Source organism: Pantoea sp. YR525 (assembly GCF_900116775.1).
In the GTDB taxonomy this organism is placed as follows: domain Bacteria; phylum Pseudomonadota; class Gammaproteobacteria; order Enterobacterales; family Enterobacteriaceae; genus Pantoea; species Pantoea symbiotica.
On record NZ_FPBU01000004.1, the window covers coordinates 373,626 to 398,876 of the forward strand.

23 protein-coding genes are annotated in these 25,251 nt (G+C 55.5%); 15 read left to right on the forward strand and 8 right to left on the reverse strand.

All coding sequences use genetic code 11. The features are described 5' to 3' along the window. Window positions 1-10 precede the first annotated feature (10 nt). A complete protein-coding gene (locus BM323_RS10620; RefSeq protein ID WP_008105012.1) occupies window positions 11-985 on the reverse strand; it encodes a CobW family GTP-binding protein in 975 nt (324 codons plus the stop codon). 106 nt (window positions 986-1,091) lie between these two features. After that, the gene (yeiP, locus tag BM323_RS10625) at window positions 1,092-1,667 is read right to left on the reverse strand and encodes an elongation factor P-like protein YeiP (RefSeq protein WP_008105009.1); all 576 of its coding nucleotides are present in this window, start codon (window positions 1,665-1,667) and stop codon (window positions 1,092-1,094) included. A gap of 152 nt (window positions 1,668-1,819) precedes the next feature. Between yeiP and BM323_RS10630 the strand changes: the two genes are divergently transcribed. From BM323_RS10630 to fruA, 4 genes are all read left to right on the forward strand, one after another. Further along, window positions 1,820-2,074: a YkgJ family cysteine cluster protein gene (locus BM323_RS10630; RefSeq protein ID WP_008105007.1), complete on the forward strand. Its 255-nt coding sequence runs from the start codon at window positions 1,820-1,822 to the stop codon at window positions 2,072-2,074. Window positions 2,075-2,353: 279 nt separating this feature from the next. Beyond that, a complete protein-coding gene (fruB, locus tag BM323_RS10635; protein WP_008105005.1) occupies window positions 2,354-3,484 on the forward strand; it encodes a fused PTS fructose transporter subunit IIA/HPr protein in 1,131 nt (376 codons plus the stop codon). Then, entirely contained in the window at window positions 3,481-4,419 is a 939-nt protein-coding gene (gene fruK, locus BM323_RS10640; protein ID WP_008105004.1) for a 1-phosphofructokinase, read from the forward strand. Before fruB ends, fruK begins: the two co-directional genes overlap by 4 nt. A gap of 16 nt (window positions 4,420-4,435) precedes the next feature. Then, window positions 4,436-6,133 carry a PTS fructose transporter subunit IIBC gene (fruA, locus tag BM323_RS10645; RefSeq protein ID WP_008105003.1) on the forward strand — a complete coding sequence of 566 codons (1,698 nt, stop codon included), beginning with the start codon at window positions 4,436-4,438 and terminating at the stop codon, window positions 6,131-6,133. Window positions 6,134-6,240: 107 nt separating this feature from the next. Here fruA and nfo read toward each other — a convergent pair whose 3' ends face one another. Both nfo and BM323_RS10655 read right to left on the reverse strand, forming a co-directional pair. Continuing rightward, window positions 6,241-7,086 (reverse strand): deoxyribonuclease IV, encoded by an 846-nt coding sequence (gene nfo, locus BM323_RS10650; protein ID WP_008104999.1) that lies wholly within the window; start codon window positions 7,084-7,086, stop codon window positions 6,241-6,243. 56 nt (window positions 7,087-7,142) lie between these two features. Further along, entirely contained in the window at window positions 7,143-8,186 is a 1,044-nt protein-coding gene (locus BM323_RS10655; RefSeq protein ID WP_008104996.1) for a YeiH family putative sulfate export transporter, read from the reverse strand. 232 nt (window positions 8,187-8,418) lie between these two features. On the opposite strand from BM323_RS10655, the gene yieE reads away from it, so the two are divergent. The 4 genes from yieE to BM323_RS10675 all read left to right on the forward strand — a co-directional run bounded on the left by yieE (window position 8,419) and on the right by BM323_RS10675 (window position 12,915). Next, on the forward strand, window positions 8,419-9,285 hold the full coding sequence (gene yieE, locus BM323_RS10660) for a DNA-binding transcriptional regulator YeiE (protein WP_008104993.1): 867 nt from the start codon (window positions 8,419-8,421) through the stop codon (window positions 9,283-9,285). Between the two features lie 136 nt (window positions 9,286-9,421). After that, on the forward strand, window positions 9,422-10,888 hold the full coding sequence (locus BM323_RS10665; RefSeq protein WP_008104991.1) for an amino acid permease: 1,467 nt from the start codon (window positions 9,422-9,424) through the stop codon (window positions 10,886-10,888). A 162-nt stretch (window positions 10,889-11,050) separates the two neighbouring features. Beyond that, the gene (locus tag BM323_RS10670; protein WP_008104989.1) at window positions 11,051-12,130 is read left to right on the forward strand and encodes a FecCD family ABC transporter permease; all 1,080 of its coding nucleotides are present in this window, start codon (window positions 11,051-11,053) and stop codon (window positions 12,128-12,130) included. Continuing rightward, on the forward strand, window positions 12,130-12,915 hold the full coding sequence (locus BM323_RS10675) for an ABC transporter ATP-binding protein (RefSeq protein WP_008104987.1): 786 nt from the start codon (window positions 12,130-12,132) through the stop codon (window positions 12,913-12,915). Before BM323_RS10670 ends, BM323_RS10675 begins: the two co-directional genes overlap by 1 nt. A 190-nt stretch (window positions 12,916-13,105) precedes the next feature. Here the strand turns inward: BM323_RS10675 and fghA are convergent, their stop codons facing one another. The 3 genes from fghA to BM323_RS10690 form a co-directional block, all read right to left on the reverse strand. After that, window positions 13,106-13,948, reverse strand: coding sequence for an S-formylglutathione hydrolase (fghA, locus tag BM323_RS10680; protein ID WP_008104985.1), 843 nt, complete (start codon window positions 13,946-13,948; stop codon window positions 13,106-13,108). Between the two features lie 12 nt (window positions 13,949-13,960). Beyond that, a complete protein-coding gene (locus BM323_RS10685; RefSeq protein ID WP_008104982.1) occupies window positions 13,961-15,085 on the reverse strand; it encodes an S-(hydroxymethyl)glutathione dehydrogenase/class III alcohol dehydrogenase in 1,125 nt (374 codons plus the stop codon). Window positions 15,086-15,151: 66 nt separating this feature from the next. Continuing rightward, entirely contained in the window at window positions 15,152-16,063 is a 912-nt protein-coding gene (locus BM323_RS10690; RefSeq protein WP_008104980.1) for a putrescine utilization regulator PtrR, read from the reverse strand. A 99-nt stretch (window positions 16,064-16,162) separates the two neighbouring features. Here BM323_RS10690 and BM323_RS10695 point away from each other — a divergent pair, with 99 nt between their 5' ends. The 7 genes from BM323_RS10695 (at window position 16,163) to mglC (ending at window position 24,389) form a co-directional block, all read left to right on the forward strand. After that, window positions 16,163-17,290, forward strand: coding sequence for a YbfB/YjiJ family MFS transporter (locus BM323_RS10695; protein WP_008104977.1), 1,128 nt, complete (start codon window positions 16,163-16,165; stop codon window positions 17,288-17,290). Between the two features lie 117 nt (window positions 17,291-17,407). After that, window positions 17,408-18,073 (forward strand): GTP cyclohydrolase I FolE, encoded by a 666-nt coding sequence (gene folE, locus BM323_RS10700; RefSeq protein WP_008104975.1) that lies wholly within the window; start codon window positions 17,408-17,410, stop codon window positions 18,071-18,073. Between the two features lie 53 nt (window positions 18,074-18,126). Continuing rightward, window positions 18,127-19,287, forward strand: a complete 1,161-nt coding sequence (yeiB, locus tag BM323_RS10705; RefSeq protein ID WP_008104969.1) for a DUF418 domain-containing protein YeiB — start codon at window positions 18,127-18,129, stop codon at window positions 19,285-19,287. A 142-nt stretch (window positions 19,288-19,429) separates the two neighbouring features. Next, a complete protein-coding gene (galS, locus tag BM323_RS10710) occupies window positions 19,430-20,470 on the forward strand; it encodes an HTH-type transcriptional regulator GalS (RefSeq protein WP_008104959.1) in 1,041 nt (346 codons plus the stop codon). A 303-nt stretch (window positions 20,471-20,773) separates the two neighbouring features. After that, window positions 20,774-21,769 carry a galactose/glucose ABC transporter substrate-binding protein MglB gene (mglB, locus tag BM323_RS10715; protein ID WP_008104956.1) on the forward strand — a complete coding sequence of 332 codons (996 nt, stop codon included), beginning with the start codon at window positions 20,774-20,776 and terminating at the stop codon, window positions 21,767-21,769. Between the two features lie 70 nt (window positions 21,770-21,839). Beyond that, window positions 21,840-23,360: a galactose/methyl galactoside ABC transporter ATP-binding protein MglA gene (mglA, locus tag BM323_RS10720; RefSeq protein ID WP_008104954.1), complete on the forward strand. Its 1,521-nt coding sequence runs from the start codon at window positions 21,840-21,842 to the stop codon at window positions 23,358-23,360. A gap of 18 nt (window positions 23,361-23,378) precedes the next feature. Next, window positions 23,379-24,389 carry a galactose/methyl galactoside ABC transporter permease MglC gene (gene mglC / locus BM323_RS10725; RefSeq protein ID WP_007889502.1) on the forward strand — a complete coding sequence of 337 codons (1,011 nt, stop codon included), beginning with the start codon at window positions 23,379-23,381 and terminating at the stop codon, window positions 24,387-24,389. A 127-nt stretch (window positions 24,390-24,516) separates the two neighbouring features. Here the strand turns inward: mglC and sanA are convergent, their stop codons facing one another. Further along, window positions 24,517-25,236: an outer membrane permeability protein SanA gene (sanA, locus tag BM323_RS10730; RefSeq protein ID WP_008104952.1), complete on the reverse strand. Its 720-nt coding sequence runs from the start codon at window positions 25,234-25,236 to the stop codon at window positions 24,517-24,519. Window positions 25,237-25,251 lie beyond the last annotated feature (15 nt).

The window sequence follows — 25,251 nt, forward strand, 5'->3', positions numbered from 1 at the left end:
CCTAACGCATCTAATTTAAACGAATCTTCAACAAGGCGGTCTGCAAAAGGTTCCAGTCTACGGGCTGATGATGGATTAATTCGATGCGGCTATCCGGCGGTGTAGTAGGGCGCGTTTCGATAAACAAGTCTTCGCCCTGGCGATTGATGTTGACTAAACCGTCCGACGTGCGCAGTACGCCTTTAACGCGATCCACCGGCGCAAGCCGCGCCCACTCTAGTGCGGCAATGGTATCAAACACGGTTTCCTCATCAAAAATCCAGCCGCAGGAAGCATAACCCTGGCCTTCATTGAGCGCCCGACGCCAGCGCGCCTGACCATCCAGTTTCAGTGCGGCTAAGCCTTGTGGACGTGAAGCGTGGTGGTGATGGGCTGCATCGGGAACCGCACGATCCGCCAAGGCGGGTTGCGTCAGCAGCGCGGGATCGATCGCACCCCAGGCCGCTTCTACCAGTTGGCGTTCACCCAAAAATTGCAGCTGCCAATCCTGTAAACGCTGACGATCCTCATCGCTCCAGCGATCGCTTTTGTTCGCCACAATGATATCGGCCGCCACTAGCTGATCGCGGAAGTTCTCATTCTCCACCACGCGTGCGTCGGCGAGCTGGCGCGGATCGAGCAGCGTTAAGGTGGCATCCACCTGAATCCAGGGTTGATAGACGGCAGCACGCAGCATGTTCAGCAGCTGTTTGGGATGGCCAAGTCCAGTGGGTTCGATAATCAGACGATCGGGTTTCGCCTGCTTCAGCAGCATGTTCAGCCCAACCTGCAGCGGCAAGCCGTTAACGCAGCACATGCAGCCGCCGGGAATCTCTTTCAGCGTGGCACCACGATCGGCGAGCAGTGCGCCGTCGATGCCAATTTCGCCAAATTCGTTGACCAGTATCGCCCAGTTTTCGTTGGCGGGTTTGTTGGCTAACAGATGCAGCAGCGTGGTGGTTTTTCCGCTGCCGAGAAATCCGGTGATGAGGTTTACGCGCGTCACAAAAGGGCTCCCAAAAAAAGAGAATAAATCGCGCGCGGATGAGGGGCATCCGGCACGCACGGCCTTGTTATACTATAACAATCACCGGCGGCCGGACGGAAGCACGTTATGAGTCAGCGCGTCCCATGTAACGGCGTTCCGCAATATGAATGCGGATGCGATCGCCATTGCTCAGATATTCTGGCACCTGAATGGATAAGCCGGTGCTCATGCCAGCGGGTTTGGATCGCGCGCTAGCGGAGGCGCCTTTGATGCCCGGTGAGGTATCAACAATTTCCATGTCAACGGTTTGTGGCAGTTCAAGCGCCAATACCTGGCCGTCCATCGTCAGTACCTGAATGCCAGGAATGCCGCCTTCAGGAATAAACAGCAGCTCTTCTTCGATTTGCTCTTTCTTGAAGTTGTACGGCGTGTAGTCTTCGTCATCCATAAACACATACTCATCACCATCTATATAAGAGAAGGTGACGGCGCGGCGGCTGAGCGAAATGGCGTCAATAATATCGTCGCCTTTGAAGCGCTCTTCCACTTTCAGGCCGGTGCGGACATCGGTAAAACGCATCTTATAAAGCGTCGCGGCACCGCGCGCACTTGGGCTCTGTACATCAATGTCTTTCACCAGCAACAGTTTGCCGTTCCAGGTGACAGCCATCCCTTTTTTGATCTCATTTGCCTTTGGCATGGTGGTTTTCTCGCTGACGGGAGGTTAATGCGCGTCACGTTACTCGCGCGGCGAAAAACTGGCAAGCGAGGCAATGTAAAATTGTTGCCGGTGCATGGCATTCGCGGCCTCAGACTGTTATTGTCGCGGCGAATTGTCTACAGGAGCGCATGATGTTTTGTCGTGACCAGTGCGGTGCCTGTTGCACAGCCCCCTCAATCTCATCCCCGATTCCTGGCATGCCACACGGCAAGCCGGCCAATACGCGTTGCGTGCAACTTGATGAGCAGCAGCGCTGCAAAATCTTTGGTTCACCTCTGCGTCCTGCGGTCTGTGCCGGTCTACAACCGAGCGCTGAAATGTGCGGCAGCAGCCGTGATAGCGCCATGACGTTCTTGCTAAAACTGGAAGCTGATACCGCACCTTGAACCCTTTGCTGACGCAGAGCTGAAGAATTTGGCTTAGTGCCGGTTGTCTGTACAGCAAAAGCATCAGCCCGCCTGCCGGTAAAAATCTTAAATCCAACATGAAGTGTGCGGGACGTCAAAAATCTGCTACTCAGATCGCGCATTTTCTTGCCTGCTGTTCGTGGCTGTACCATATTCCCTGAAACGTTTCAGCGTTGTCATTCCGGCTAAGTCCGCGATGCATAGCATCTTTTTTCAACATCTAGCTGAAACGATTCAATACAGCAAGCGAGGAGAGATATGTTCCAGCTCGAAGTTCAGGCCATTCATACCGGTGCTAGCGCACAGAATAAAGAAGAGGCCATTCGTCAGGTTGCCGCTGCGTTAACCGCTGCGGGCAATGTGGCTGAAGGCTACGTTAACGGCATGCTGGCGCGCGAACAGCAAACCACCACTTTCCTGGGTAACGGCATTGCCATTCCGCACGGCACCACCGACACCCGCGACCTGGTGCTGAAAACTGGCGTGCAGGTTTACCAGTTCCCGCAGGGCGTGGATTGGGGCGACGGACAAACGGCGTATGTGGCGATCGGTATTGCTGCCAAGTCTGATGAACACCTCGCGTTGCTGCGCCAGCTCACCCACGTATTAAGCGACGACAGCATTGCTGAACAGCTGAAAACCGCTTCTGCGGAAGATCTGCGAGCCTTGCTGATGGGCGAAAACCAGGCGGCAGAATTCAAATTCGATACCTCGCTGATTGCCGTTGATGTAGCGGCCAGCGATTTGATCACCTTACAGGCACTGAACGCCGGTCGTCTGCAGGCTGCAGGCGCGGTAGACGCGTCCTTTATTGCTGACGTGATTTCACGGGCACCGCTGAGCCTGGGTCAGGGCATCTGGCTGAGCGACAGCGCTAACGGCAATATTGGCAGCGCAGTGGCTGTCAGCCGCACCGCTGTGCCATTCCAGCATCAGGGCGAAAACGTTGCGCTGCTGCTGACCGTGGCGGCTAACGATCAGCGTCCGCTGGAGGTGCTGGGCTACCTCAGTAACTTGCTGCTAACCAACAAAGCTGAACGTCTGCTGAAGGCCGATGCCGCCGGGATTCTGGCGCTGCTGACCAGCGAAGTCGATGAAGCCGCTGAGCTGCTGACCGCGGAGTTCACCATTCGCAACGAACACGGATTGCATGCGCGTCCGGGCACGGCGCTGGTTACTGTGATCAAACAGTTCAACAGCGATATCACTGTGACCAATCTCGACGGCAGCGGTAAACCCGCTAACGGCCGTAGCCTGATGAAAGTCGTCGCGCTGGGCGTGAAAAAAGGCCATCGCCTGCGCTTTACCGCCAGCGGTGATGATGCGCAGCAGGCGCTGAACGCGATTGAAGAAGCCATTAACGCCGGTTTAGGCGAGGGGGCAGCATGAGTCGTCGTGTCGCAACAATTACCTTAAACCCGGCTTACGATCTGGTCGGTTACACGCCAGAAATTGAGCGCGGTGAAGTTAACCTGGTGAAAACCACCGGTCTGCACGCGGCGGGTAAGGGCATCAACGTTGCCAAGGTGCTGAAGGATCTCGGTATTGATGTCACCGTCGGCGGTTTCCTCGGCAAAGAGAATCAGGACGGCTTTCAGCAGCTGTTCAGCGAGCTCGGCATTGCTAACCGTTTTCAGGTGGTGCAGGGCCGTACACGTATCAACGTTAAGCTGACTGAAAAAGACGGCGATGTAACCGACCTGAATTTCTCCGGTTTTGACGTAACCGCGCAGGATTGGGAGCGCTTCACCGCCGATTCACTCACCTGGCTGGGCCAGTTCGACATGGTGTGCGTCAGCGGCAGCTTGCCAGCCGGCGTAGCGCCAGAAGCGTTCACCAAGTGGATGAGCGATCTGCGCACGCTGTGCCCGTGCATCATCTTCGACAGCAGCCGCGAAGCGCTGGTCGCCGGTCTGAAAGCCGCGCCGTGGCTGGTGAAACCGAACCGCCGCGAGCTGGAGATTTGGGCTGGTCGCAAACTGCCTGCACTGCAGGACGTGATTGGTGCTGCACATGAACTGCGTGAGCAAGGTATTGCGCACGTGGTGATTTCTCTCGGTGCGGAAGGCGCGCTGTGGGTGAATGCTTCCGGCGAATGGATCGCCAAACCGCCTGCTTGCGAAGTGGTCAGCACCGTTGGTGCCGGCGATTCGATGGTCGGCGGCCTGATTTACGGCTTGCTGATGCGTGAATCCAGCGAGCACACGCTGCGTCTGGCAACGGCAGTGGCGGCGATGGCCGTCAGCCAAAGCAACGTTGGCGTTAAAGATCGTACCCAGTTGGCCGCGATGATGGCGCGCGTCGACTTACAACCCGTTAACTAACAGCAGGAGAGCGATAATGAAAACGCTGCTGATAAAAGATTCTTCACTGGGACTGGCTTCAGGACATCTGGCGCTGGAACGCTTACGTGCGACGGCGGCACAAGCCGGACTGACGCTGACCGATAATGCCGCCGAAGCGGAACTGGTGCTGGTTGCTGGTCTTAATGCGCCGCATGACGCAGAGCTGGCGGGTAAATCGCTGGCGCTGGTTGATGTGCAGCAAGCGCTGCGCGATCCGTTGGCGGCAATCAATCAAGCCAAAGCGAGTGCCAAAACCTGGCAGCCTGCTGCTGCAACCGCTGCCGCGCCAGTGGCGGCGCAGAACGGTGGTCAGAAACGCATCGTGGCGGTGACCGCTTGCCCAACTGGCGTTGCCCATACCTTTATGGCCGCCGAAGCTATTCAGGCCGAAGCGACCAAGCGTGGCTGGTGGGTGAAAGTCGAAACCCGTGGTTCTGTGGGCGCAGGCAACGCGATTACGCCAGAAGAAGTAGCGGCGGCCGATCTGGTGATCGTCGCGGCTGATATCGATGTGGATCTGGCGAAATTTGCCGGTAAGCCGATGTACCGCACCTCAACCAGTCTGGCGCTGAAGAAAACCGCGCAGGAGCTGGATAAAGCGCAGGCCGAAGCGAAAACCTATCAGCCGAGCGGCAATCAGGCGGCCAGCGCGCAGGGCGACAGCAAAGAGAAAGCCGGTGCCTATCGTCACCTGCTGACCGGCGTGTCCTACATGCTGCCGATGGTGGTTGCCGGTGGTTTGAGCATCGCGCTGTCATTCGCCTTTGGTATCACCGCATTTAAAGAGCCGGGTACTTTAGCGGCTGCATTGATGCAGATTGGTGGCGGCAGCGCCTTTGCGCTGATGGTGCCCGTTTTGGCCGGCTTCATTGCCTTCTCGATTGCGGACCGTCCGGGTCTGACGCCAGGTTTGATTGGCGGCATGATCGCCACCAGCATTAACGCCGGTTTCCTTGGCGGCATCATCGCCGGTTTCATCGCCGGTTACGCCGCGAAGATGCTCAGCAGCAAAGTAAAACTGCCGCAGAGTATGGAAGCGTTGAAGCCGATTCTGATCATTCCGCTGGTGGCGAGTTTGATTACCGGTTTGCTGATGATTTACGTGGTTGGTAAGCCGGTTGCTGGCATCATGACTGGCCTGACAACCTGGCTGGCAAACATGGGCACGGCGAATGCGGTGCTGCTGGGCGCGATTCTCGGTGGCATGATGTGTACCGACATGGGCGGTCCGGTGAACAAAGTGGCTTACGCATTTGGTGTTGGTCTGCTGAGTTCACAAACCTACGCACCGATGGCGGCCATTATGGCGGCCGGTATGGTGCCACCGCTGGCGATGGGCCTGGCGACGATTGTTGCGCGTCGTAAGTTCAACAAAGGTCAGCAGGAAGGCGGTAAAGCGGCGCTGGTACTTGGTCTGTGCTTTATCTCTGAAGGTGCCATTCCGTTTGCGGCGCGTGACCCAATGCGTGTGCTGCCATGCTGTATCATTGGCGGCGCGGTAACCGGTGCGATTTCCATGGCGATTGGCGCGAAACTGATGGCACCGCACGGTGGCCTGTTCGTCCTGCTGATTCCAGGCGCGATTACCCCAGTTTTGGGTTATCTGATGGCGATTGTGATTGGCACTGCGGTGGCAGGTCTTGGCTACGCCATCCTGAAACGTCCGGAAGAAGAGCTGGTAAAAGCGGCGTAATCTTCGCCAGACATGAAAAAGGGAGCCTCGGCTCCCTTTCGTTTATGGCTGGCATCAATACAGAACCATTCCGTAGGGTCGCCATTCATGGCGACCTGGTTAAATAATTAACCCTGCTGCTCTGACTTCAGCCATGCAATCTCATCCTTCCAGATATCCGGATTGATGGTTTCCAGAATCATCGGAATGCCGTCAAAACGTTTATCCTTCATCAGCCAGCTGAACGCCGTTTTGCCGATATTGCCTTCACCCAAACTGTGATGGCGGTCGACGCGACTGCCCAGCGTGCTCTTGGCATCATTAAGGTGCATCCCTCGCAGATACTGGAAACCGACGATGCGTTCAAAATCGCTAAACGTCTCCGCGCAGGCTTCTTCGGTACGTAAATCGTAACCGCCCGCAAACGCGTGGCAGGTATCAATGCACACGCCAACGCGCGACTTATCTTCTACATGTTCAATAATGGTGGCGAGGTGCTCAAAGCGGAAACCGAGGTTGCTGCCCTGACCGGCGGTGTTTTCGATCACCGCCACCACGCTGCTGGTTTTATCCAGCGCGATGTTGATCGATTCGGCAATACGCTTCAGGCACGCCTCTTCATCAATTTGCTTAAGATGGCTGCCGGGATGGAAGTTCAGCAAGGTCAAACCCAGCTGCTCGGCACGTTGCATTTCATCGAGGAAAGCTTCGCGCGATTTCTCCAGTGCTTCCATCACCGGATGGCCAAGGTTAATCAGATAGCTATCGTGCGGCAGGATCTGCGCAGAGGTGAAGTTGTAGCGATCGCAGGCGGTTTTAAACGCATCGATCACTTCCCCTGACAGCGGTGCTGCTTTCCACTGGCGCTGATTTTTGGTGAACAAGGCAAACGCGGTGGCTTCGAGTTCGTGGGCACGGATAACTGCCTGGTCCACGCCGCCTGATGCACTGACGTGTGCGCCGATATATTTCATGCCGCTCTCCTGATTGGGCGATTGCTACTGCAAAGCGCTCACTATAGCGGATGCGATTACGCCATGAAATGTTGCACCAGCACATTGAGTGCTCCGCCGCCAACAATCAACCAGCCAAACATCATCAAGCCGAGCAGCAACGGTTTCAAACCGGCCTGCTTTAAGGCACTGAAACGCGTGGTTAAACCCAGCGCCGCCATCGCCATTGCCAGCAGCAGATTCGCCAGCTGATTCAGCGTACTAACTACATTGGCAGGTAATAGATGAAGCGAGTTAAACAGCGCAACCACAATAAACAGCAGCGCGAACCACGGGAAACTGATTGATTGCTGCTGCGCGCTGTGGCTACGTTGACGCTTCAGCCAGCTGCCCAGAATCAGTAAGAAGGGCGCTAACATCATCACGCGCAGCATTTTAGCGATCACCGCAGTATTCTCGGTTTCTGCACCCATCGCATGACCAGCCGCGACAACCTGCGCCACTTCATGCAGCGTCGATCCGGTAAAGATGCCGAAATGTTCTGCACTGACCGTTGGCAGCAGCGACCACAGCAGCGGATACAGCACGATGCCAACGGTGCCAAACAGCACCACGGTGGCAACCGCTACCGCCACTTTTGACGGCGCAGCTTTAACGATAGGTTCACTCGCCAGCACCGCCGCCGCGCCGCAAATGCTACTGCCCGCACCAATCAGCCACACGGTTTCACGGTCCATCTTCAACAGCCGAATGCCGATAAAACAGGTCAGCAGGAAAGTGGAGCTGAGGACCAGCGCATCGATCAGCACGCCGCTCAGACCAACATCAGCAATCTGCTGCACGGTAATACGAAAGCCATACAGGATGATGCCGAGGCGCAGCAAGCGCTGTTTCGCCAGCAGCACGCCGCTGTCACAAGCTCCAGCAATCTGCGGATAAAGGCTGTTGCCGAGCACGATGCCCAAAATAATCGCTAACGTCAGCGCACCGAATCCGGCACCGGCCAACCAAGACTGATTGCCAAGCCATGCCGCGATACCGGCAATCGCGACAGTCAGCAGCAAACCCGGCAGCCACTGATGTAGATGAAACGGGGTTTTATTCACGCTTAACTCAGCCATACTTTTCTCCTTATCGTGTCGGCATTCATTTCGAAATGCCGCTCACTTAAGCAATAAATCGCTTATGTAATCAGGTGCGCATGAATGCGCACCCTACGAAAACCCGTAGGGGCGCCATTTATGGCGACCTTCTAACATTCAATCTCTGCCTCAAGCGTGCGCTGCACTGGTATAAAAGTAAAATTGATAATATATTTATAATTAACCAGTATAAGTAATATAAGAGGGACACATGCACATCACGTTGCGGCAGATTGAAGTGTTTACCGAAGTGCTGAAAAGCGGCTCGACAACCCAGGCTTCGCAAGTGCTGTCGCTGTCGCAGTCGGCGGTGAGCGCCGCGTTAGCGGATCTGGAAAACCAGCTTGGCGTTCAGCTGTTTGACCGCGTCGGTAAGCGGCTGGTGGTGAATGAGCATGGACGTTTACTCTATCCGCGCGCCGTGGGATTGATGGAGCAGGCGGGTGAAATCGAACAGCTGTTTAAAGAAGATAACGGGGCGATTCGCCTGTTCGCCAGCAGCACCATCGGCAATTATCTGCTGCCCGGCATGATCGCTGCCTATCGCCGTGATTTCCCCGCGCTGCCGCTGGAGCTGAGTGTCGGCAACAGCCAGGATGCGATTAATGCGGTGGCGGATTTTCGCGTCGATATCGGTTTGATCGAAGGTCCATGTCACGAGCTGGATATTATCAGCGAGCCGTGGCTGGAAGATGAGCTGGTGGTATTTGCCGCGCCGGATGCTGCCATCCTGCAGCAGCCGATTACGCTGGAAACACTCGCCGCCGCGCCGTGGATTCTGCGTGAACGCGGTTCGGGTACGCGTGAGATCGTGGATTATCTGCTGCTGTCGCATCTGCCGCAGTTTCAGCTCGGCATGGAGTTGGGCAACTCAGAGGCGATTAAACACGCAGTGCGTCACGGCATGGGCATCAGCTGTTTGTCGCGGCGGGTGATTGAAGATCTGCTGGAAGCCGGCACGCTGGTGGAAGTAATGATCCCGCTGCCGCGCCTGACGCGCACGTTGTATCGCATCCATCATCGGCAGAAGCATGTCTCCAAAGCTTTGAGCCGTTTCCTGTCGTATTGCCGAGAATAATCGCAGTGCTTAGCACGCTGCGGCTAATAATTCCTGGCCGATCATGAAGGTAACTAATAACCCGACGTGAATGCTATACAGCTTGGGGCTAGCTGCTACAATCTCGCCTCATTTTTATCCAGCATAGCGTTTACACATGCATAATGACTCAAAAACAACACAACAACCTGGATTGCGCCGTGAATTAAAAGCGCGTCATCTCACCATGATCGCCATTGGTGGCTCCATCGGTACCGGCCTGTTTGTCGCCTCGGGTGCCACCATTTCTCAGGCCGGACCTGGCGGCGCGCTGCTCTCTTATGCGCTCATCGGCCTGATGGTTTACTTCCTGATGACCAGCCTCGGCGAACTCGCGGCATTTATGCCGGTTTCTGGCTCCTTCTCCACTTACGGTTCGAAATACGTTGAAGAAGGTTTCGGCTTCGCGCTGGGCTGGAACTATTGGTACAACTGGGCGGTCACCATCGCCGTTGACCTCGTCGCCTCACAGCTCGTCATGAACTACTGGTTCCCGGACACGCCCGGCTGGATCTGGAGCGCACTGTTCCTCGGCCTGATGTTCCTGCTCAACTACATCTCCGTAAAAGGCTTCGGCGAAGCGGAATACTGGTTCTCGCTGATCAAAGTGACCACTGTCATCATCTTTATTGTGGTGGGCGTGCTGATGATCACCGGCATTATGCGTGGCGCAGAAAACGCTGGCTGGCATAACTGGACAGTAGGCGAAGCGCCGTTTGCCGGTGGATTTGCCGCAATGATTGGCGTGGCGATGATTGTCGGCTTCTCCTTCCAGGGCACCGAACTGATTGGTATCGCGGCCGGTGAATCCCAGGATCCTGCGAAGAACATCCCGCGCGCGGTGCGTCAGGTGTTCTGGCGAATCCTGCTGTTCTATATCTTCGCCATTCTGATTATCAGCCTGATTCTGCCGTATACCGATCCGAAGCTGCTGCATAACGACGTCACCGATATCGCCATCAGCCCGTTCACGCTAGTGTTCCAGAATGCCGGTCTGCTCTCAGCGGCGGCGGTGATGAACGCGGTAATTCTGACGGCGGTGCTGTCGGCGGGTAACTCTGGTATGTATGCCTCAACGCGCATGCTGTTCAACCTGGCACGCGAAGGCAAAGCGCCACGCATTTTCGGCAAGCTGTCGAAAGGTGGCGTGCCGCGTAACGCGCTGATTGCCACCACCGTGGTGGCGGGATTGTGCTTCCTGAGCTCGAAATTTGGTAACCAGGAAGTCTACCTGTGGCTGCTGAACACTTCGGGTATGACCGGCTTTATCGCCTGGTTGGGTATCGCCATCAGCCATTACCGTTTCCGTCGCGGTTATATCGCGCAGGGTCACAGCCTTGCCGATTTGCCGTACCGTTCGGGCTTCTTCCCGCTGGGACCGATCTTCGCCTTTATTCTGTGTCTGATCATCACGCTGGGGCAGAACTATCAGGCGTTCCTTGCCGACCGCATTGATTGGTATGGCGTGGCCGCAACCTATATTGGTCTGCCGCTGTTCCTGGTGATTTGGTTGGGTTACAAGCTGACACGCGGCTCGCGCTTCGTGAAATACAGCGAGATGGAATTCCCGACGTTTAAAGAGTGATTGCTGTACGAAGGTCGCCATAAATGGCGATCCGACAATCCTGAAAAGTGCGCAATTATGCGCACTTTTTTTTGGATTTTGTTACTCAGATTGAATTGATAATTATTATCACCTGCACTATTGTGGCTGCCGTTATGATTTCGACAAGAAACGGGTAGAACAATGCGTACCACCGACGCCACGCTGCTGGCGGAAAACGGCCTCGAAACCGATACCATCACACATTATCGTCAGGTACTGCGCCAGCGACTGTTGTTAATTGGCGTGCTGGTGCTGGCGATACTGGCCTCAGTAATTCTTGATTTCACGCTCGGCCCGGCTGGGCTCTCCCTCGATACCTTATGGCAAACGCTGACCCATCCCGATGCGGTCGATGCCGGCACGCGCGTGATTGTCTGGGATATCCGGTTACCGTACGCCTTGATGGCGGTGGTGGTGGGCTTTTCGCTTGGCCTTGCCGGTGCAGAGATGCAAACCATTCTGAATAACCCGCTCGCCAGCCCGTTTACGCTCGGTGTCTCGTCAGCGGCGGCCTTTGGCGCGGCGCTGGCGATCATCCTCGGTATCGGCATTCCGGGCGTACCGGATCAGTGGTTTATCTCCGCCAACGCCTTTGTGTTTGCGCTGTTTGCCGCCTTGATGCTGGATGGCGTGACGCGCTGGACCAAAGTCTCAACCTCTGGCGTGGTGCTGTTTGGTATCGCGCTGGTGTTCACCTTCAACGCATTAGTCTCGATGATGCAGTTCATCGCCAGCGAAGATACCTTGCAGGGCTTGGTGTTCTGGACCATGGGCAGCCTCGCGCGCGCCTCATGGGAAAAGCTCGGCGTGTTAACCGCCGCCTTTGCCATCCTGATTCCGTTCTCAATGCACAGCAGCTGGAAGCTGACCGCGCTGCGCCTCGGCGAAGATCGTGCGGTGAGCTTTGGTATCGACGTGCGCCGTCTGCGCCTGGCGACGCTGCTGCGCATCAGTATTCTCTCCGCGCTGGCGGTGGCGTTTGTCGGTCCGATTGGCTTTATCGGCCTGGTCGCGCCGCATATTGCACGCATGATGTTTGGTGAAGATCACCGTTATTACCTGCCAGCGAGCGCGCTGGTGGGTGCGCTGGTGCTGTCGCTGGCCTCGGTGGCGTCGAAAAACCTGATTCCCGGCGTGATCATTCCGGTGGGGATTGTGACTTCGCTGGTCGGCGTGCCGTTCTTCCTCAGCATTATTCTGCGTCATCGGGGGACGGTGTAATGGAACAGGGATTACGTCTGAGTCATTTCTCCGCCGGTTACCCGAAGCGCAAGGTGATTGAAGATCTTAACGTGCCGGAACTGCCGCAAGGCAAAATCACCGTGTTGCTCGGTCCTAACGGCTGCGGCAAATCAACGCTGCTGCGCGCGCTGGCCGGTCTCGGCAAAGGGCAGGGCGAGCTGTGGCTGAACGGTGAAGAGCTGATGGGCCAGCCGTTTGCGCGTCGGGCGCAGCGCGTGGTTTATCTGCCGCAAAGTTTGCCAGCTGGCGTGCATCTGCACGTGCTGGAGTCGATTATCGTGGCGCAGCGCGCGTCGGGAGGCTTGCACAGCGCCTCGAGCGAAGCGGAGATCATGCATCTGCTTGAGCAACTCGGCATCGCGCATTTAGCCATGCGCTATCTCGATCAGCTGTCGGGCGGACAGAAGCAGTTGGTTGGCCTGGCGCAATCGTTGATTCGTCGTCCGGAACTGCTGCTGCTGGATGAACCGCTCAGCGCGCTGGACCTCAACTACCAGTTCCACGTGATGGATCTGGTACGTCGTGAAACCCGGCTGCGCAATATTGTGACGGTGGTGGTGGTGCATGATATCAACATCGCGCTGCGTCATGCGGATCACGCGCTGATGCTGAAGGATGGCAATCTGCTGGCGGACGGCGAGCCGTCGCAGGTGATCACGCCAGAGACGCTGGCGCAGGTGTATGGCGTGCGCGGCCGTATCGAGCACTGCTCACGCGGCATGCCGCAGGTGATGATCGACGGGCTGGCAGAGACGTTGGTTTAGTTAGGTAGGTGCACGCTGTCCCCCATCCCGGCCTTCCCCCGTAAACGGGGGAAGGAGATGCTGCCACATGCAGCTTCCAAACTCACATTTTGCAGCATCTTCCTCCCCCATTTATGGGGGAGGACCGAGGAGGGGGACAGCCAGCACATACCGAGGGGGACAGCCAGCACATACTGCGAAGACAGCACCGTCACACCAACAAATGCTTCGCGTGGAAACGCAGATGGTCTTCCACGAAGCTGGCGATAAAGAAGTAGCTATGGTCGTAACCCGGCTGAATGCGTAACTCCAGCGGGAAACCTTGCTCACGCGCCACGGCTTCCAGTCGCTCTGGACGCAGTTGATCGGCGAGGAACTGGTCGCTATCCCCTTGATCAATCAAAATCGGCAAGCGCTGTTCCACGTCACGCATCAACAGGCAGCTATCCCATTCACGCCACGTCTGACGATCTTCACCCAAGTAAGCGGCAAAGGCCTTCTGGCCCCACGGCACTTCAGTCGGATTGACGATCGGCGCGAAAGCCGAAGCAGACGCAAAACGCCCGCCGAGACGCAGTGCCAGCACCAGCGCACCGTGCCCGCCCATCGAATGCCCCATCACCGACTGACGATCGCTCAGCTTGAAGTTATCCGCCACCAGCTCCGGCAACTCGCTGCTGAGGTAATCGAACATGCGGAAGTTCGCCGCCCACGGCTGCTGCGTGGCGTTGAGGTAGAAACCTGCGCCCTGGCCGAGATCGTAACCGCTGTCGTTCGCCACCTCGTCACCGCGCGGGCTGGTGTCCGGCATAATCAGCACCAAACCCAGCTCAGCAGCAACGCGCTGTGCACCGGCTTTGGTGGTGAAGTTCTCATCGCTGCAGGTCAACCCAGCGAGAAACCACACCACCGGTGGCGGCGCGTCACTCTGCGGCGGCGGCAGAAAAATGCTGAAGGTCATCGGACAGTTCAGCACCGCCGACTGATGACGCCAGCGCTGCTGCCAGCCACCAAAGATGCGATGCTCTTCTAACAGCTCCAAAGTGGAAGCCATAACGTCTCCTGATTACTTAGTAAAATGCACCACCGTACGGATTGATTTCCCTTCATGCATCAGATCAAAGGCGTCGTTAATCTCTTCCAGCGGCAGTTTGTGGGTGATGAAATCGTTCAGCGCGAATTTACCGTCGAGATAATCCTGCACGATGCCCGGCAGCTGTGAGCGGCCTTTCACGCCACCAAATGCGGAACCACGCCATACGCGACCGGTCACCAACTGGAATGGACGGGTAGAAATCTCCTGGCCCGCGCCAGCAACGCCGATGATCACCGATTCGCCCCAACCTTTATGGCAGCACTCCAGCGCCGAACGCATCACGTTGACGTTTCCGATGCACTCGAAGGAGAAATCGACGCCGCCGTCGGTCAGTTCAACGATCACATCCTGAATCGGTTTATCGTGATCTTTCGGGTTGATCAGATCGGTTGCACCCAGTTTGCGCGCCAGATCGAATTTGCTGGTGTTGAGATCGATACCAATGATGCGGCCGGCCTTCGCCATTTTCGCGCCAATGATCGCTGACAAACCAATGCCGCCGAGGCCGAAGATCGCCACGGTATCGCCTTCTTTCACTTTAGCGGTATTCATCACCGCGCCCATGCCGGTGGTGACGCCGCAGCCCAGCAGGCACACTTCTTCCAGTGGCGCTTCTTTGCTAATCACCGCCAGCGAGATTTCCGGTACCACGGTGTATTCAGAGAAGGTTGAAGTGCCCATGTAGTGGAAAATTGGCTTGCCGTCTTTGAAGAAGCGGGTGGTGCCGTCTGGCATCAAACCTTTGCCCTGGGTGGCGCGAATCGCCTGACACAGGTTGGTTTTGCCCGAGAGGCAGAACTTACACTTGCCGCATTCTGGGGTGTAAAGCGGAATCACGTGGTCGCCCACGGCCACGCTGGTCACGCCTTCACCGACCGCTTCCACCACGCCGCCGCCTTCGTGGCCGAGGATCGCCGGGAATACACCTTCCGGATCTTGTCCAGACAAGGTGTAAGCATCGGTGTGGCACACGCCGGTGGCCACGATGCGCACCAGCACTTCACCTTTTTGCGGTGGCATCAGATCCACTTCTTCGATTTTCAGCGGTTCGCCAGCTGCCCAGGCAACGGCGGCGCGGGTTTTAATCATGTTCATGCAATCCCTCTTCCTGTAGATGCGGGACAAAAGCCCCGATGGTCGTGATGTCGATAAAAAAGAAAATTACTTGGCAGCGTGCAGCGGATGCCGCAATTCGTCGTTAACCGGGCGATCGTCAAACAGTTCAATAATCAAATACTTCAGCGCTTCCACGTTGGGAGTAAACGCATCGCGTCGCCACATCAGCCAAGTGGCGGTATCGCGGTAAGCGGGCGGTAACGCATGCTCCTGCACGCGTGCGCGCGCCGGCATTTGTGCCAGCACCGAGGCGGGAATCATCGCCACGCCCGCGCCACCGGCCACGCAAGCTACCATCGCGTGATAGGACTGAATCTCCATCACGCTGCTCGGCGCAGTCTGGCTTTCGCGATACCAGGCTTCCAGCTTGGTGCGGTAGGAACAGCTATTGCGGAAAGCAAACAGCGTGTCGCCTTGCACATCGCGCGCGCAGGCAATCGGCGCATGTTCCGGGCTGGTGATCAGCACCATCTGCTCGTTAAAGGCAATGCAGCCGTTGAGATCGTCGTGCGCCACCGGGCCATCCACCAGCGCGGCAGCCAGCGTACCTTCACGCACCTTGTCGATGATTTCACCGGAGGTATTGGTGATCAGCGACAGTTCCACGGCGGGAAAACGCTGGTGATAGGCCGCCAACAGCGCGGGCAACCGCGTCGCGGCGGTGCTCTCCATTGAACCGAGCGCGAAATTACCGCCCGGTTCACCGGCGCGCGCCATATTTAGCGCTTCATCGCTCAGCGCCAGGATGCGCTGCGCATAGTTGAGGAAATTGTGGCCCATTGGCGACAAACGAATGCGTTGCTTCTCACGAATAAACAGATCAACGCCAATTTCATCTTCCAGCTGGCGCAGACGCGTGGTGAGATTGGAAGGTACGCGATGGAGTTGCTCGGCGGCACGCGCCAGCGAACCGGATTCGGCTACGGAGCAAAACATGCGGAGCTGTACTAAATCCATATTCTCTTCTCGTAAACAACTTGGTTAGTATTATTCACTTTCCGTGAGTTTAAACGTCATGCATGCTAGTGACAAGTGATAAAACATCCTGAGGTCGCTATGGCGTTTCGTGTCGCGCTTAGCGCGTTCTTAAGTTTAGTGGTTGCGATGGGGATTGGGCGTTTTGCTTTCACGCCGCAGGTTCCGCTGATGATTAATGACCATCAACTGACGCTCACCAGCGCCAGTCTGGTGGCAGCTCTCAACTATCTCGGTTATTTGTTTGGCTCTTTTGATGCGATGCGTGCGCGCAAACGCGTCGAGTGGCGCTTACAGGCGGGCGTGTGGGGCGCGGTGATATTAACGCTGCTGTCGGCCTGCGTCAGCGGTCCGTGGTTACATGGCCTGATTCGTTTCCTGATTGGCTGGGCCAGCGGCTGGGCCATGGTGTTGCTGGCGGCATGGGCCAGCGATCAGCTGCATCATCATGGCCGTCCGGGCTTGCTGGCAGCGGTGTTTGCTGGTCCCGGCACCGGCATCTTTATCAGCGGCATGCTGGCCGTGGCGTTGCATGCCAGCGGCGTCAGTGCGGCCTTTGCGTGGGCGGCGTATGGTTTGCTGGCACTGTTGTTGATTGCCGCAATTGCGCGTTTTCTGCCGCGTACCGGCCAATTGCATCGTCCCGATCAAGCTGTCTCACCGTTGGTATTGAATGGCGATCTTAAGCGCTTGGTATTGAGCTACAGCCTTGCCGGCTTTGGCTACATTCTGCCCGCCACCTTTTTGTCGCAAATGGCGGCGGCGCGTTTTCCTGACAGCGCCTTTGCCCAGTTTGTCTGGCCAGTGTTTGGCGGCGCGGCGGTGATCGGCATCGTGTTAGGCATCCTGACGCGTCACTGGGGCAGCAGCCATGCGCGTTTAGCGATGGTGCTGTGGGCGCAGGCGTTGGGCGTTATCGCCGCGATTGTGCTGCCGGGGTTAAATGGCCTGATGCTGGGTGCGGCACTGATTGGCGGCGGCTTCCTGTGCGTGGTGCAACTGACGCTGCAATATGGGCGTGAGCTGGCACCGCAGCATGCGCGCTATCTTGCCGGTTTGCTCACCACCGGTTATGCGGTCGGGCAGTTGGCCGGTCCGCTGCTGTCGTGGATTTCCAGCATGCTGTGGCATCAACTGGAACCGGCGCTGTGGGTGGCGGGTGCCAGCTTAATCGTTGCCGGGATGCTGGTTTTACGTCGCAGTAAGTGATGAAAAGCTTATCGGAATGATTACTGGATTAAGGGCGCGGAGTATTTCACAATACGCGCTCAGAATTTCCCCCGTGGGCGAAGACCCGCGGGCGCATCACCTGCCGGAGAAGAGTAAATGAGTATCTTAAGTCAGGAAGCCGCCCTGGTTCACGAAGCGCTGTTGGCGCGTGGTCTGGAAACGCCGCTACGCGCCCCGGTGCGTGAAATGGATGACGACGCACGTAAACGCGAAATTGCCGGCCACATGACGCAAATCATGCAACTGCTGAACCTGGATCTGGAAGATGACAGCCTGATGGAGACGCCGCATCGCATCGCCAAGATGTATGTGGATGAGATTTTCTCAGGTCTGGATTACGCCAACTTCCCGAAAATCACCGTCATCGAAAACAAGATGAAAGTGGATGAAATGGTGACCGTGCGCGATATCACGCTGACCAGCACCTGCGAACACCACTTTGTGATTATCGATGGCAAAGCCACTGTGGCGTATATCCCGAAAGAGAAAGTGATTGGCCTGTCGAAAATCAACCGTATCGTGCAGTTCTTCGCCCAGCGTCCGCAGGTGCAAGAGCGCCTGACGCAGCAAGTGCTGGTGGCGCTGCAAACGCTGCTGGGCACCAATAACGTTGCGGTGTCGATTGATGCGGTGCATTACTGCGTGAAAGCGCGTGGCGTGAAAGATGCCACCAGCGCCACCACCACTACCTCGCTGGGCGGCTTGTTCAAATCCAGCCAGAACACGCGTCAGGAATTTTTACGCGCAGTTCGCCACAGCTAATCTGTTTGGGCGGCAGCTTGTCGCCCGATTTCCTCTCTCCGTCAGGGCACTCGATGCAACGCTATCTCGCGCTGGATTTCATTCGTGGTTGCGCCATTCTTGGCATCTTGCTGCTTAACATTGTCGGCTTTGCGTTGCCATCGGCGGCCTATCTCAATCCGGCGTGGCGCGGAGAAGCTTCAATATCTGATGCCTGGACGTGGGCGATCATGGATGGCCTGGCGCAGCTGAAATTCCTCACGCTGTTTGCCTTGCTGTTTGGTGCTGGCCTTTACATGCAGGCGCCGCGCGGCAGCCGCTGGATGTCGGCGCGTCTGACGCTGCTGGTGCTGCTCGGTTTCATTCACGGCATCTTTTTCTGGGAAGGCGATATCCTGCTGGATTACGGCCTGATTGGGCTGATTATCTGGCGCATGCTGCGTGATGTGCCGTCCGACCGTGCGTTGTTACAAACCGGCGCATTACTCTATTTGGTTGGCTGTGGCGTTTTGGTGGTATTCGGCTTAATTTCCAGTCCCAATCCAACGAATTCCTGGCTGCCGGGCGCGGCGGATCTGCAATATGAAAGCTACTGGAAACTGCTCGGCGGTTGGGAAGCGGTGCAGAATCGGCTGGATCACCTGTCGTCCGGCTTAATGGCGCTGGCGTCACAATATGGCTGGCAGCTGGCGGGGTTGATGCTGATTGGAGCGGCATTGATGCGCAGTGGCTGGTTCAGCGGGCAATTCAGCGTGCAGCACTATCGTCGTTCAGCGGCGCTGCTGCTGACCATCGGCTGGCTGATCGCCATTCCCGGCATCGCCGCGCAGTGGATGATTGGCTGGGAATTCCGCTGGACCGGCTTCTTCTTGCAGGTGCCGCGCGATCTAGCCAGCCCATTTATCAGCCTCGGTTACGCCGCACTTTGCCTCGGATTCTGGCCGCAAATTGCGTCAACGCGCATCAGTTACGCCATTCAATGCGTTGGCCGCATGGCATTAAGCAATTACCTGTTACAGACGTTGATTTGCACCACGCTGTTCTACCGCTTCAACCTGTTCCTCAAGTTTGATCGCCTGCACTTGCTGGCCTTTGTACCGGCTATCTGGTTGGTTAACATCCTGTTTTCCGTGCTGTGGCTGCGTGTCTTCCCGCAGGGGCCAATGGAGTGGATGTGGCGCAAACTGACGCGTCTGGCCGCTGGAAAACCTGACCCTTCCTCCTCACTCAGATAATGATGTTCATCACAAAGGTTGCAGAATTGTATGTAACCGTTTTCATTGGTGTGACGTGATTCACGTAGTCGTTGCAGATGCCCTGACAGAATAGCGCCGTTACGCGCTTGTCGCGCATTTTCAGCCTCTGTGGAACAGCTGCATGATAACGATTCGTGATGTCGCCCGTCAGGCCGGTGTGTCAGTAGCCACCGTGTCGCGTGTGCTCAATAACAGCAGTGCAGTCACCGCCGATACCCGTGAAGCCGTGCTGGCCGCCGTTGACGCGTTAGGCTATCGCCCGAACGCCAACGCCCAGGCGCTGGCCACGCAAATCAGTGACACCATTGGCGTGGTGGTGATGGATGTTTCCGATCCCTTCTTTGGCGCGCTGGTGAAAGCGGTCGATACCGTGGCGCAGCGCGTGCATAAACACGTGTTAATCAGTAACTCCTGGCATCAGGAAGAGAAAGAACGTCACGCAATTGAGGTGCTGATACGTCAACGCTGCAACGCATTGGTGGTGCACGCGAAAACGCTTTCAGACGCTGAACTGACGCAGTTTATGGATCAGGTTCCTGGTATGGTATTGATTAACCGTACAATTCCCGGTTATGAACACCGCTGCGTTTGCCTGGATAACGTCACTGGCGCGCAGGTAGCGACGCGCATGTTGTTACAACAGGGACATCAACGCATTGGCTTTCTCAGCTCCAGTCATCCGATTGAGGATGTGACGCAGCGCCGCGAAGGTTGGCTGCAGGCCTTGTCAGAGCAGGGAATTCGTCCGCAGGAATCATGGATTGCTCATGCTGAACCTGACATGCAAGGCGGTGAAGCAGCGATGGTGGAATTACTGGGCCGTAACTTACATTTAACAGCGGTGTTTTCCTACAATGACGGCATGGCAGCGGGTGCGTTGACTGCTTTGAAGGACAACGGCATCCAGGTTCCACAGCATTTCTCTGTCATTGGCTTTGATGACATTCCCATCTCCCGTTACACCGATCCGCAGTTAACTACGGTCCGTTATCCTATTGTTTCTATGGCAAAACTTGCCACTGAGCTGGCGCTCAAAGGTGCGGCCGGTGAACTGGATATCAATGCATCTCACTGCTTTATGCCCACGCTGGTACGTCGCCATTCTGTCGCCCAGCGGCAAATTGTGGAGTCGGTCACTAATTCAGGCGATAGCTCAGTGTAACCGTTTCCAATCTGTGATTGCATTCACAGTTAATTAACATGCCGCTCACTATGATGGCAGCGTCTTACCGGACTGAAACATCATGTAACGCTGAGAAATCCTCTTCCCAGCAGGTTTCAGTAGCCGATTGAAATAGTTCACAACACTCTTCAGGAAGCGTTTACCTACAGGGAAGTCAGGATTGCGATGGTGGCCCGGCTTTGCGTTACGCGTCCGCCCATTATCAGGTTTACAACCGACGGCGCTGTTTGCCCGCAGGCAAATAGCGCAATGAAATGCCCTACATAAAAAACCGGAGATACCATGAATAAGAAGGTTTTCACGCTCACAGCACTGGTTGCCAGCATGATGTTTGGTGCAACTGCGCACGCCGCCGATACCCGCATTGGCGTGACGATTTACAAATACGACGACAACTTCATGTCGATGGTGCGTAAGGACATTGAGAAAGAAGCGAAATCATTGGGCGGCATTCAGCTGCTGATGAACGACTCACAGAACGACCAGTCCAAACAGAACGATCAGATTGACGTGCTGATGGCAAAAGGCGTGAAAGCGCTGGCTATCAACCTGGTGGACCCGGCTGCTGCGGCAGTGGTGATTGATAAAGCGCGCGGCAACGATGTGCCGGTGGTGTTCTTCAACAAAGAACCTAACGCCAAAGTGCTGGCCAGCTATCCGAAAGCCTACTACGTCGGTACCGACTCTAAAGAGTCAGGCATCATCCAGGGTCAGCTGATCGAGAAGCACTGGAAAGCTACGCCAGCGTGGGATCTGAACAAAGACGGTACGATTCAGTTCGTGCTGCTGAAAGGCGAGCCGGGCCATCCGGATGCCGAAGCGCGTACCAAATACGTGATCGATACCCTGAACAAAGACGGTCTGAAAACGCAGCAGCTGGCGATGGATACCGCGATGTGGGATACCGCACAGGCAAAAGACAAAGTTGACGCCTGGCTCTCTGGCCCGAATGCCGACAAGATTGAAGTGATCATCGCCAACAACGATGCGATGGCGATGGGTGCGGTTGAAGCGCTGAAAGCGCACAACAAAACCAGCATTCCAGTGTTTGGTGTCGATGCACTGCCAGAAGCGCTGGCGCTGGTGAAATCAGGCGCCCTGGCCGGTACCGTGTTGAACGATGCGGAAAACCAGGCGAAAGCGACGCTGGATATTGCTAATAATCTGGCCAATGGCAAAGAGCCAACCGCTGGCACCAACTTCAAGATGGAAAACAAAATCGTACGTGTTCCTTACGTACCAGTAGATAAAGAAAATCTGTCGCAGTTTGTGAAGTAATTCATCCTGGGCGCGGCTTTTCGCCGCGCCTTATTGCATCTGACCAACGCTTTATTTAGCCAGGTAAATTATGGCCAGTGAGAATCCGACCACACAGCGTGAATATCTGCTGGAGATGACGAATGTCTCGAAATCATTTCCAGGGGTTAAAGCCTTAGATAATGTGAATTTAAAAGTGCGGCCGCACTCCGTTCATGCATTAATGGGAGAAAACGGCGCCGGGAAATCTACATTATTAAAATGTCTGTTTGGGATTTATAAAAAGGATACGGGGAGCATCCTGTTTCAGGGTGAGGAAATTGATTATAAGAGCTCCAAAGAGGCGCTGGAAAATGGCGTTTCCATGGTGCATCAGGAATTAAACCTGGTTCTGCAACGCAACGTCATGGATAACATGTGGCTTGGCCGTTATCCACGTAAAGGCGTATTTGTCGATCAGGATAAAATGTATCGCGATACCAAAGCGATTTTTGATGAATTAGATATTGATATCGATCCGCGCGATAAAGTCGCCACCTTATCTGTCTCGCAGATGCAGATGATCGAAATCGCCAAAGCTTTTTCCTATGACGCGAAGATCGTCATTATGGATGAGCCGACATCATCGCTGACCGAAAAAGAAGTGAATCACTTGTTCACTATTATTCGTAAGCTGAAAGATCGCGGCTGCGGCATTGTCTATATCTCGCATAAGATGGAAGAGATATTCCAGCTGTGCGATGAGATCACCATTTTGCGTGATGGGCAGTGGATCGCCACTCAGCCGCTGGAAGGGCTGGATATGGACAAGATCATCTCGATGATGGTTGGCCGTTCATTGAACCAGCGTTTCCCAGACAAAACCAACGTGCCGGGGGAAACCATTCTTGAGGTGCGTCATTTAACCTCACTGCGTCAGCCTTCGATTCGTGATATCTCGTTCGATCTGCGTAAAGGTGAAATTCTTGGTATTGCCGGTTTGGTGGGAGCCAAGCGTACCGACATCGTCGAAACCCTGTTTGGGATTCGCGAAAAGTCGGGCGGCACGATTAAATTGCACGGCAAGGCGATTAACAACCATAGCGCCAACGAAGCCATTAACCACGGCTTTGCGCTGGTGACGGAAGAGCGTCGTTCCACCGGTATTTATGCGTATCTGGATATTGGCTTTAACTCGCTTATCTCCAATATCAAAAAGTATAAATCCAGCATGGGACTGCTCGATAATAAACGCATGAAAAGCGACACCCAATGGGTTATTGATTCGATGCGCGTGAAAACGCCGGGTCATCATACGCAAATTGGTTCGCTTTCCGGTGGTAACCAACAAAAAGTGATCATTGGTCGCTGGTTATTAACGCAGCCGGAAATATTGATGCTTGATGAACCAACGCGCGGGATTGATGTGGGCGCGAAGTTCGAAATCTACCAACTTATTGCTGAGTTGGCGAAGAAAGAGAAGGGCATCATTATTATCTCTTCTGAAATGCCAGAACTGTTGGGTATTACCGATCGTATTTTAGTGATGAGTAATGGCCAGGTAGCAGGCATTGTTGATACCAAAACGACCTCGCAGAATGAAATCCTGCGTTTAGCGTCATTACACCTTTAATGAAGCAAGGGCTTTAACATGAAAGCGACTACTAAAAAGAATGCGCTAACCTGGTTAAAAGAGGGCGGCATTTACGTTGTCCTGTTTGTACTGCTGGCAATTATTATTTTCCAGGATCCAACGTTCTTAAGTTTAATGAACCTGAGTAACATTCTGACCCAATCCTCAGTGCGTATTATTATCGCATTGGGCGTGGCCGGTTTGATTGTCACCCAGGGTACGGACCTTTCAGCGGGTCGTCAGGTAGGCTTAGCGGCAGTTGTGGCAGCAACGCTGCTGCAGGCGATGGATAACGCGAACAAGGTGTTCCCGCATCTGGACACCGTGCCAATTCCGGTAGTTATCCTGACCGTGTGCATCATCGGCGGCGTGATTGGTCTGGTGAACGGTGTGATCATTGCTTACCTCAAGGTAACGCCATTTATCACCACCTTGGGCACCATGATTATCGTTTACGGCATCAACTCACTCTATTACGACTTTGTGGGTGCATCGCCGATTGCCGGTTTCGATCCTGGCTTCTCCAAATTTGCCCAAGGCTTCCTGCGTTTCGGTGACTTCAAACTGTCGTTCATCACCTTCTACGCCGTGATTGCCATCGTATTTGTTTGGGTGCTGTGGAATAAAACCCGCTTCGGCCGCAACATCTTCGCTATCGGCGGTAACCCGGAAGCGGCGAAAGTGTCTGGCGTAAACGTACCGTTCAACCTGATTCTGGTGTATGCACTGTCTGGCGTGTTCTACGCGTTCGGCGGGATGCTGGAAGCGGGCCGTATCGGCAGCGCCACCAACAACCTCGGATTTATGTATGAGCTGGATGCGATTGCGGCTTGTGTGGTCGGCGGCGTGTCGTTTGCCGGTGGCGTGGGTTCTGTAGCGGGCGTGGTAACCGGTGTCATCATCTTCACCGTGATCAACTACGGTTTGACCTACATCGGCGTTAACCCTTACTGGCAGTACATCATCAAGGGCGGCATTATTATCTTCGCCGTGGCGCTGGATTCACTGAAGTACGCACGTAAGAAGTAATAGGTTTCCCCTCACCCTAGCCCTCTCCCGCAGGCGGGAGAGGGAACCGTACGGTGAAGGTTTTAAGATAGAGCTCGATCAGCCCCCTCTCCCGCAAGCGGGAGAGGGTTGGGGTGAGGGCAAAACATCACTTCTGCAGCTTCTCTTCCAACTCTAAAAGCTGCTCTGGCGTCACCGCCGGATAACTCTGCGCATCTTCTGGCACTTCATGCACCGCAGGAATCGGCACTAGCGGGCCGAGGAAACGCGGCTCGCGCTTCATCAAATACAAATCCGCCAGCGCACCCAAACGTGCACCCACTTCGCGGAAACGTACCGACAACATGTTTTTCGGCGACGGCACCGCATAACATTGCGCCTGAATCCCCAGATGCTGCGCGATATACAGCGCGCGTTCACAGTGGAAGCGCTGGGTAATGATGATGAAATCGTTGGTATCGAACACTTTGCGCGTGCGCACAATCGAATCCAGCGTGCGGAACCCGGCGTAATCCAGCACGATGTCCGACGGCGCGACGCCCGCTTTAATCAAATCGCGGCGCATGGTCATCGGTTCGTTATAGCTTTGCTGCGCATTGTCACCGCTCAGCAGCAGGTAATTGACCTTGCCGCTGTTATAGGCGTTCAACGCGCCCTGAATGCGATAGAGGTAATACTGATTGATGACGCCGGTGCGGTAATACTTGGCTGTGCCCAAGACCACGCCGACCTGACGATGCGGCAGCGAGGTGACATCTTCGTAAATAAAGGGCGCGGTTTTCCAGCTGATCCAGCGATCCAGGCCGAGCGCGGTCGCCACCATCAGTAAGATGATGAAAAACAGACCAAAGAAAACGCGTTTAATCATGCGCGCGGGCACTCG

Coding starts and splice junctions, on each gene's coding strand:
- mglB (WP_008104956.1), top strand. CDS start 20,774: ATGAATAAGAAGGTTTTCACGCTCACAGCACTGGTTGCCAGCATGATG.
- BM323_RS10690 (WP_008104980.1), bottom strand. CDS start 16,063: ATGGATTTAGTACAGCTCCGCATGTTTTGCTCCGTAGCCGAATCCGGT.
- folE (WP_008104975.1), top strand. CDS start 17,408: ATGAGTATCTTAAGTCAGGAAGCCGCCCTGGTTCACGAAGCGCTGTTG.
- nfo (WP_008104999.1), bottom strand. CDS start 7,086: ATGAAATATATCGGCGCACACGTCAGTGCATCAGGCGGCGTGGACCAG.
- galS (WP_008104959.1), top strand. CDS start 19,430: ATGATAACGATTCGTGATGTCGCCCGTCAGGCCGGTGTGTCAGTAGCC.
- mglC (WP_007889502.1), top strand. CDS start 23,379: ATGAAAGCGACTACTAAAAAGAATGCGCTAACCTGGTTAAAAGAGGGC.
- BM323_RS10670 (WP_008104989.1), top strand. CDS start 11,051: ATGCGTACCACCGACGCCACGCTGCTGGCGGAAAACGGCCTCGAAACC.
- yeiB (WP_008104969.1), top strand. CDS start 18,127: ATGCAACGCTATCTCGCGCTGGATTTCATTCGTGGTTGCGCCATTCTT.
- BM323_RS10675 (WP_008104987.1), top strand. CDS start 12,130: ATGGAACAGGGATTACGTCTGAGTCATTTCTCCGCCGGTTACCCGAAG.
- mglA (WP_008104954.1), top strand. CDS start 21,840: ATGGCCAGTGAGAATCCGACCACACAGCGTGAATATCTGCTGGAGATG.
- BM323_RS10695 (WP_008104977.1), top strand. CDS start 16,163: ATGGCGTTTCGTGTCGCGCTTAGCGCGTTCTTAAGTTTAGTGGTTGCG.
- sanA (WP_008104952.1), bottom strand. CDS start 25,236: ATGATTAAACGCGTTTTCTTTGGTCTGTTTTTCATCATCTTACTGATG.
- fghA (WP_008104985.1), bottom strand. CDS start 13,948: ATGGCTTCCACTTTGGAGCTGTTAGAAGAGCATCGCATCTTTGGTGGC.
- fruA (WP_008105003.1), top strand. CDS start 4,436: ATGAAAACGCTGCTGATAAAAGATTCTTCACTGGGACTGGCTTCAGGA.
- BM323_RS10685 (WP_008104982.1), bottom strand. CDS start 15,085: ATGAACATGATTAAAACCCGCGCCGCCGTTGCCTGGGCAGCTGGCGAA.
- fruK (WP_008105004.1), top strand. CDS start 3,481: ATGAGTCGTCGTGTCGCAACAATTACCTTAAACCCGGCTTACGATCTG.
- yeiP (WP_008105009.1), bottom strand. CDS start 1,667: ATGCCAAAGGCAAATGAGATCAAAAAAGGGATGGCTGTCACCTGGAAC.
- yieE (WP_008104993.1), top strand. CDS start 8,419: ATGCACATCACGTTGCGGCAGATTGAAGTGTTTACCGAAGTGCTGAAA.
- fruB (WP_008105005.1), top strand. CDS start 2,354: ATGTTCCAGCTCGAAGTTCAGGCCATTCATACCGGTGCTAGCGCACAG.
- BM323_RS10665 (WP_008104991.1), top strand. CDS start 9,422: ATGCATAATGACTCAAAAACAACACAACAACCTGGATTGCGCCGTGAA.
- BM323_RS10655 (WP_008104996.1), bottom strand. CDS start 8,186: ATGGCTGAGTTAAGCGTGAATAAAACCCCGTTTCATCTACATCAGTGG.
- BM323_RS10630 (WP_008105007.1), top strand. CDS start 1,820: ATGTTTTGTCGTGACCAGTGCGGTGCCTGTTGCACAGCCCCCTCAATC.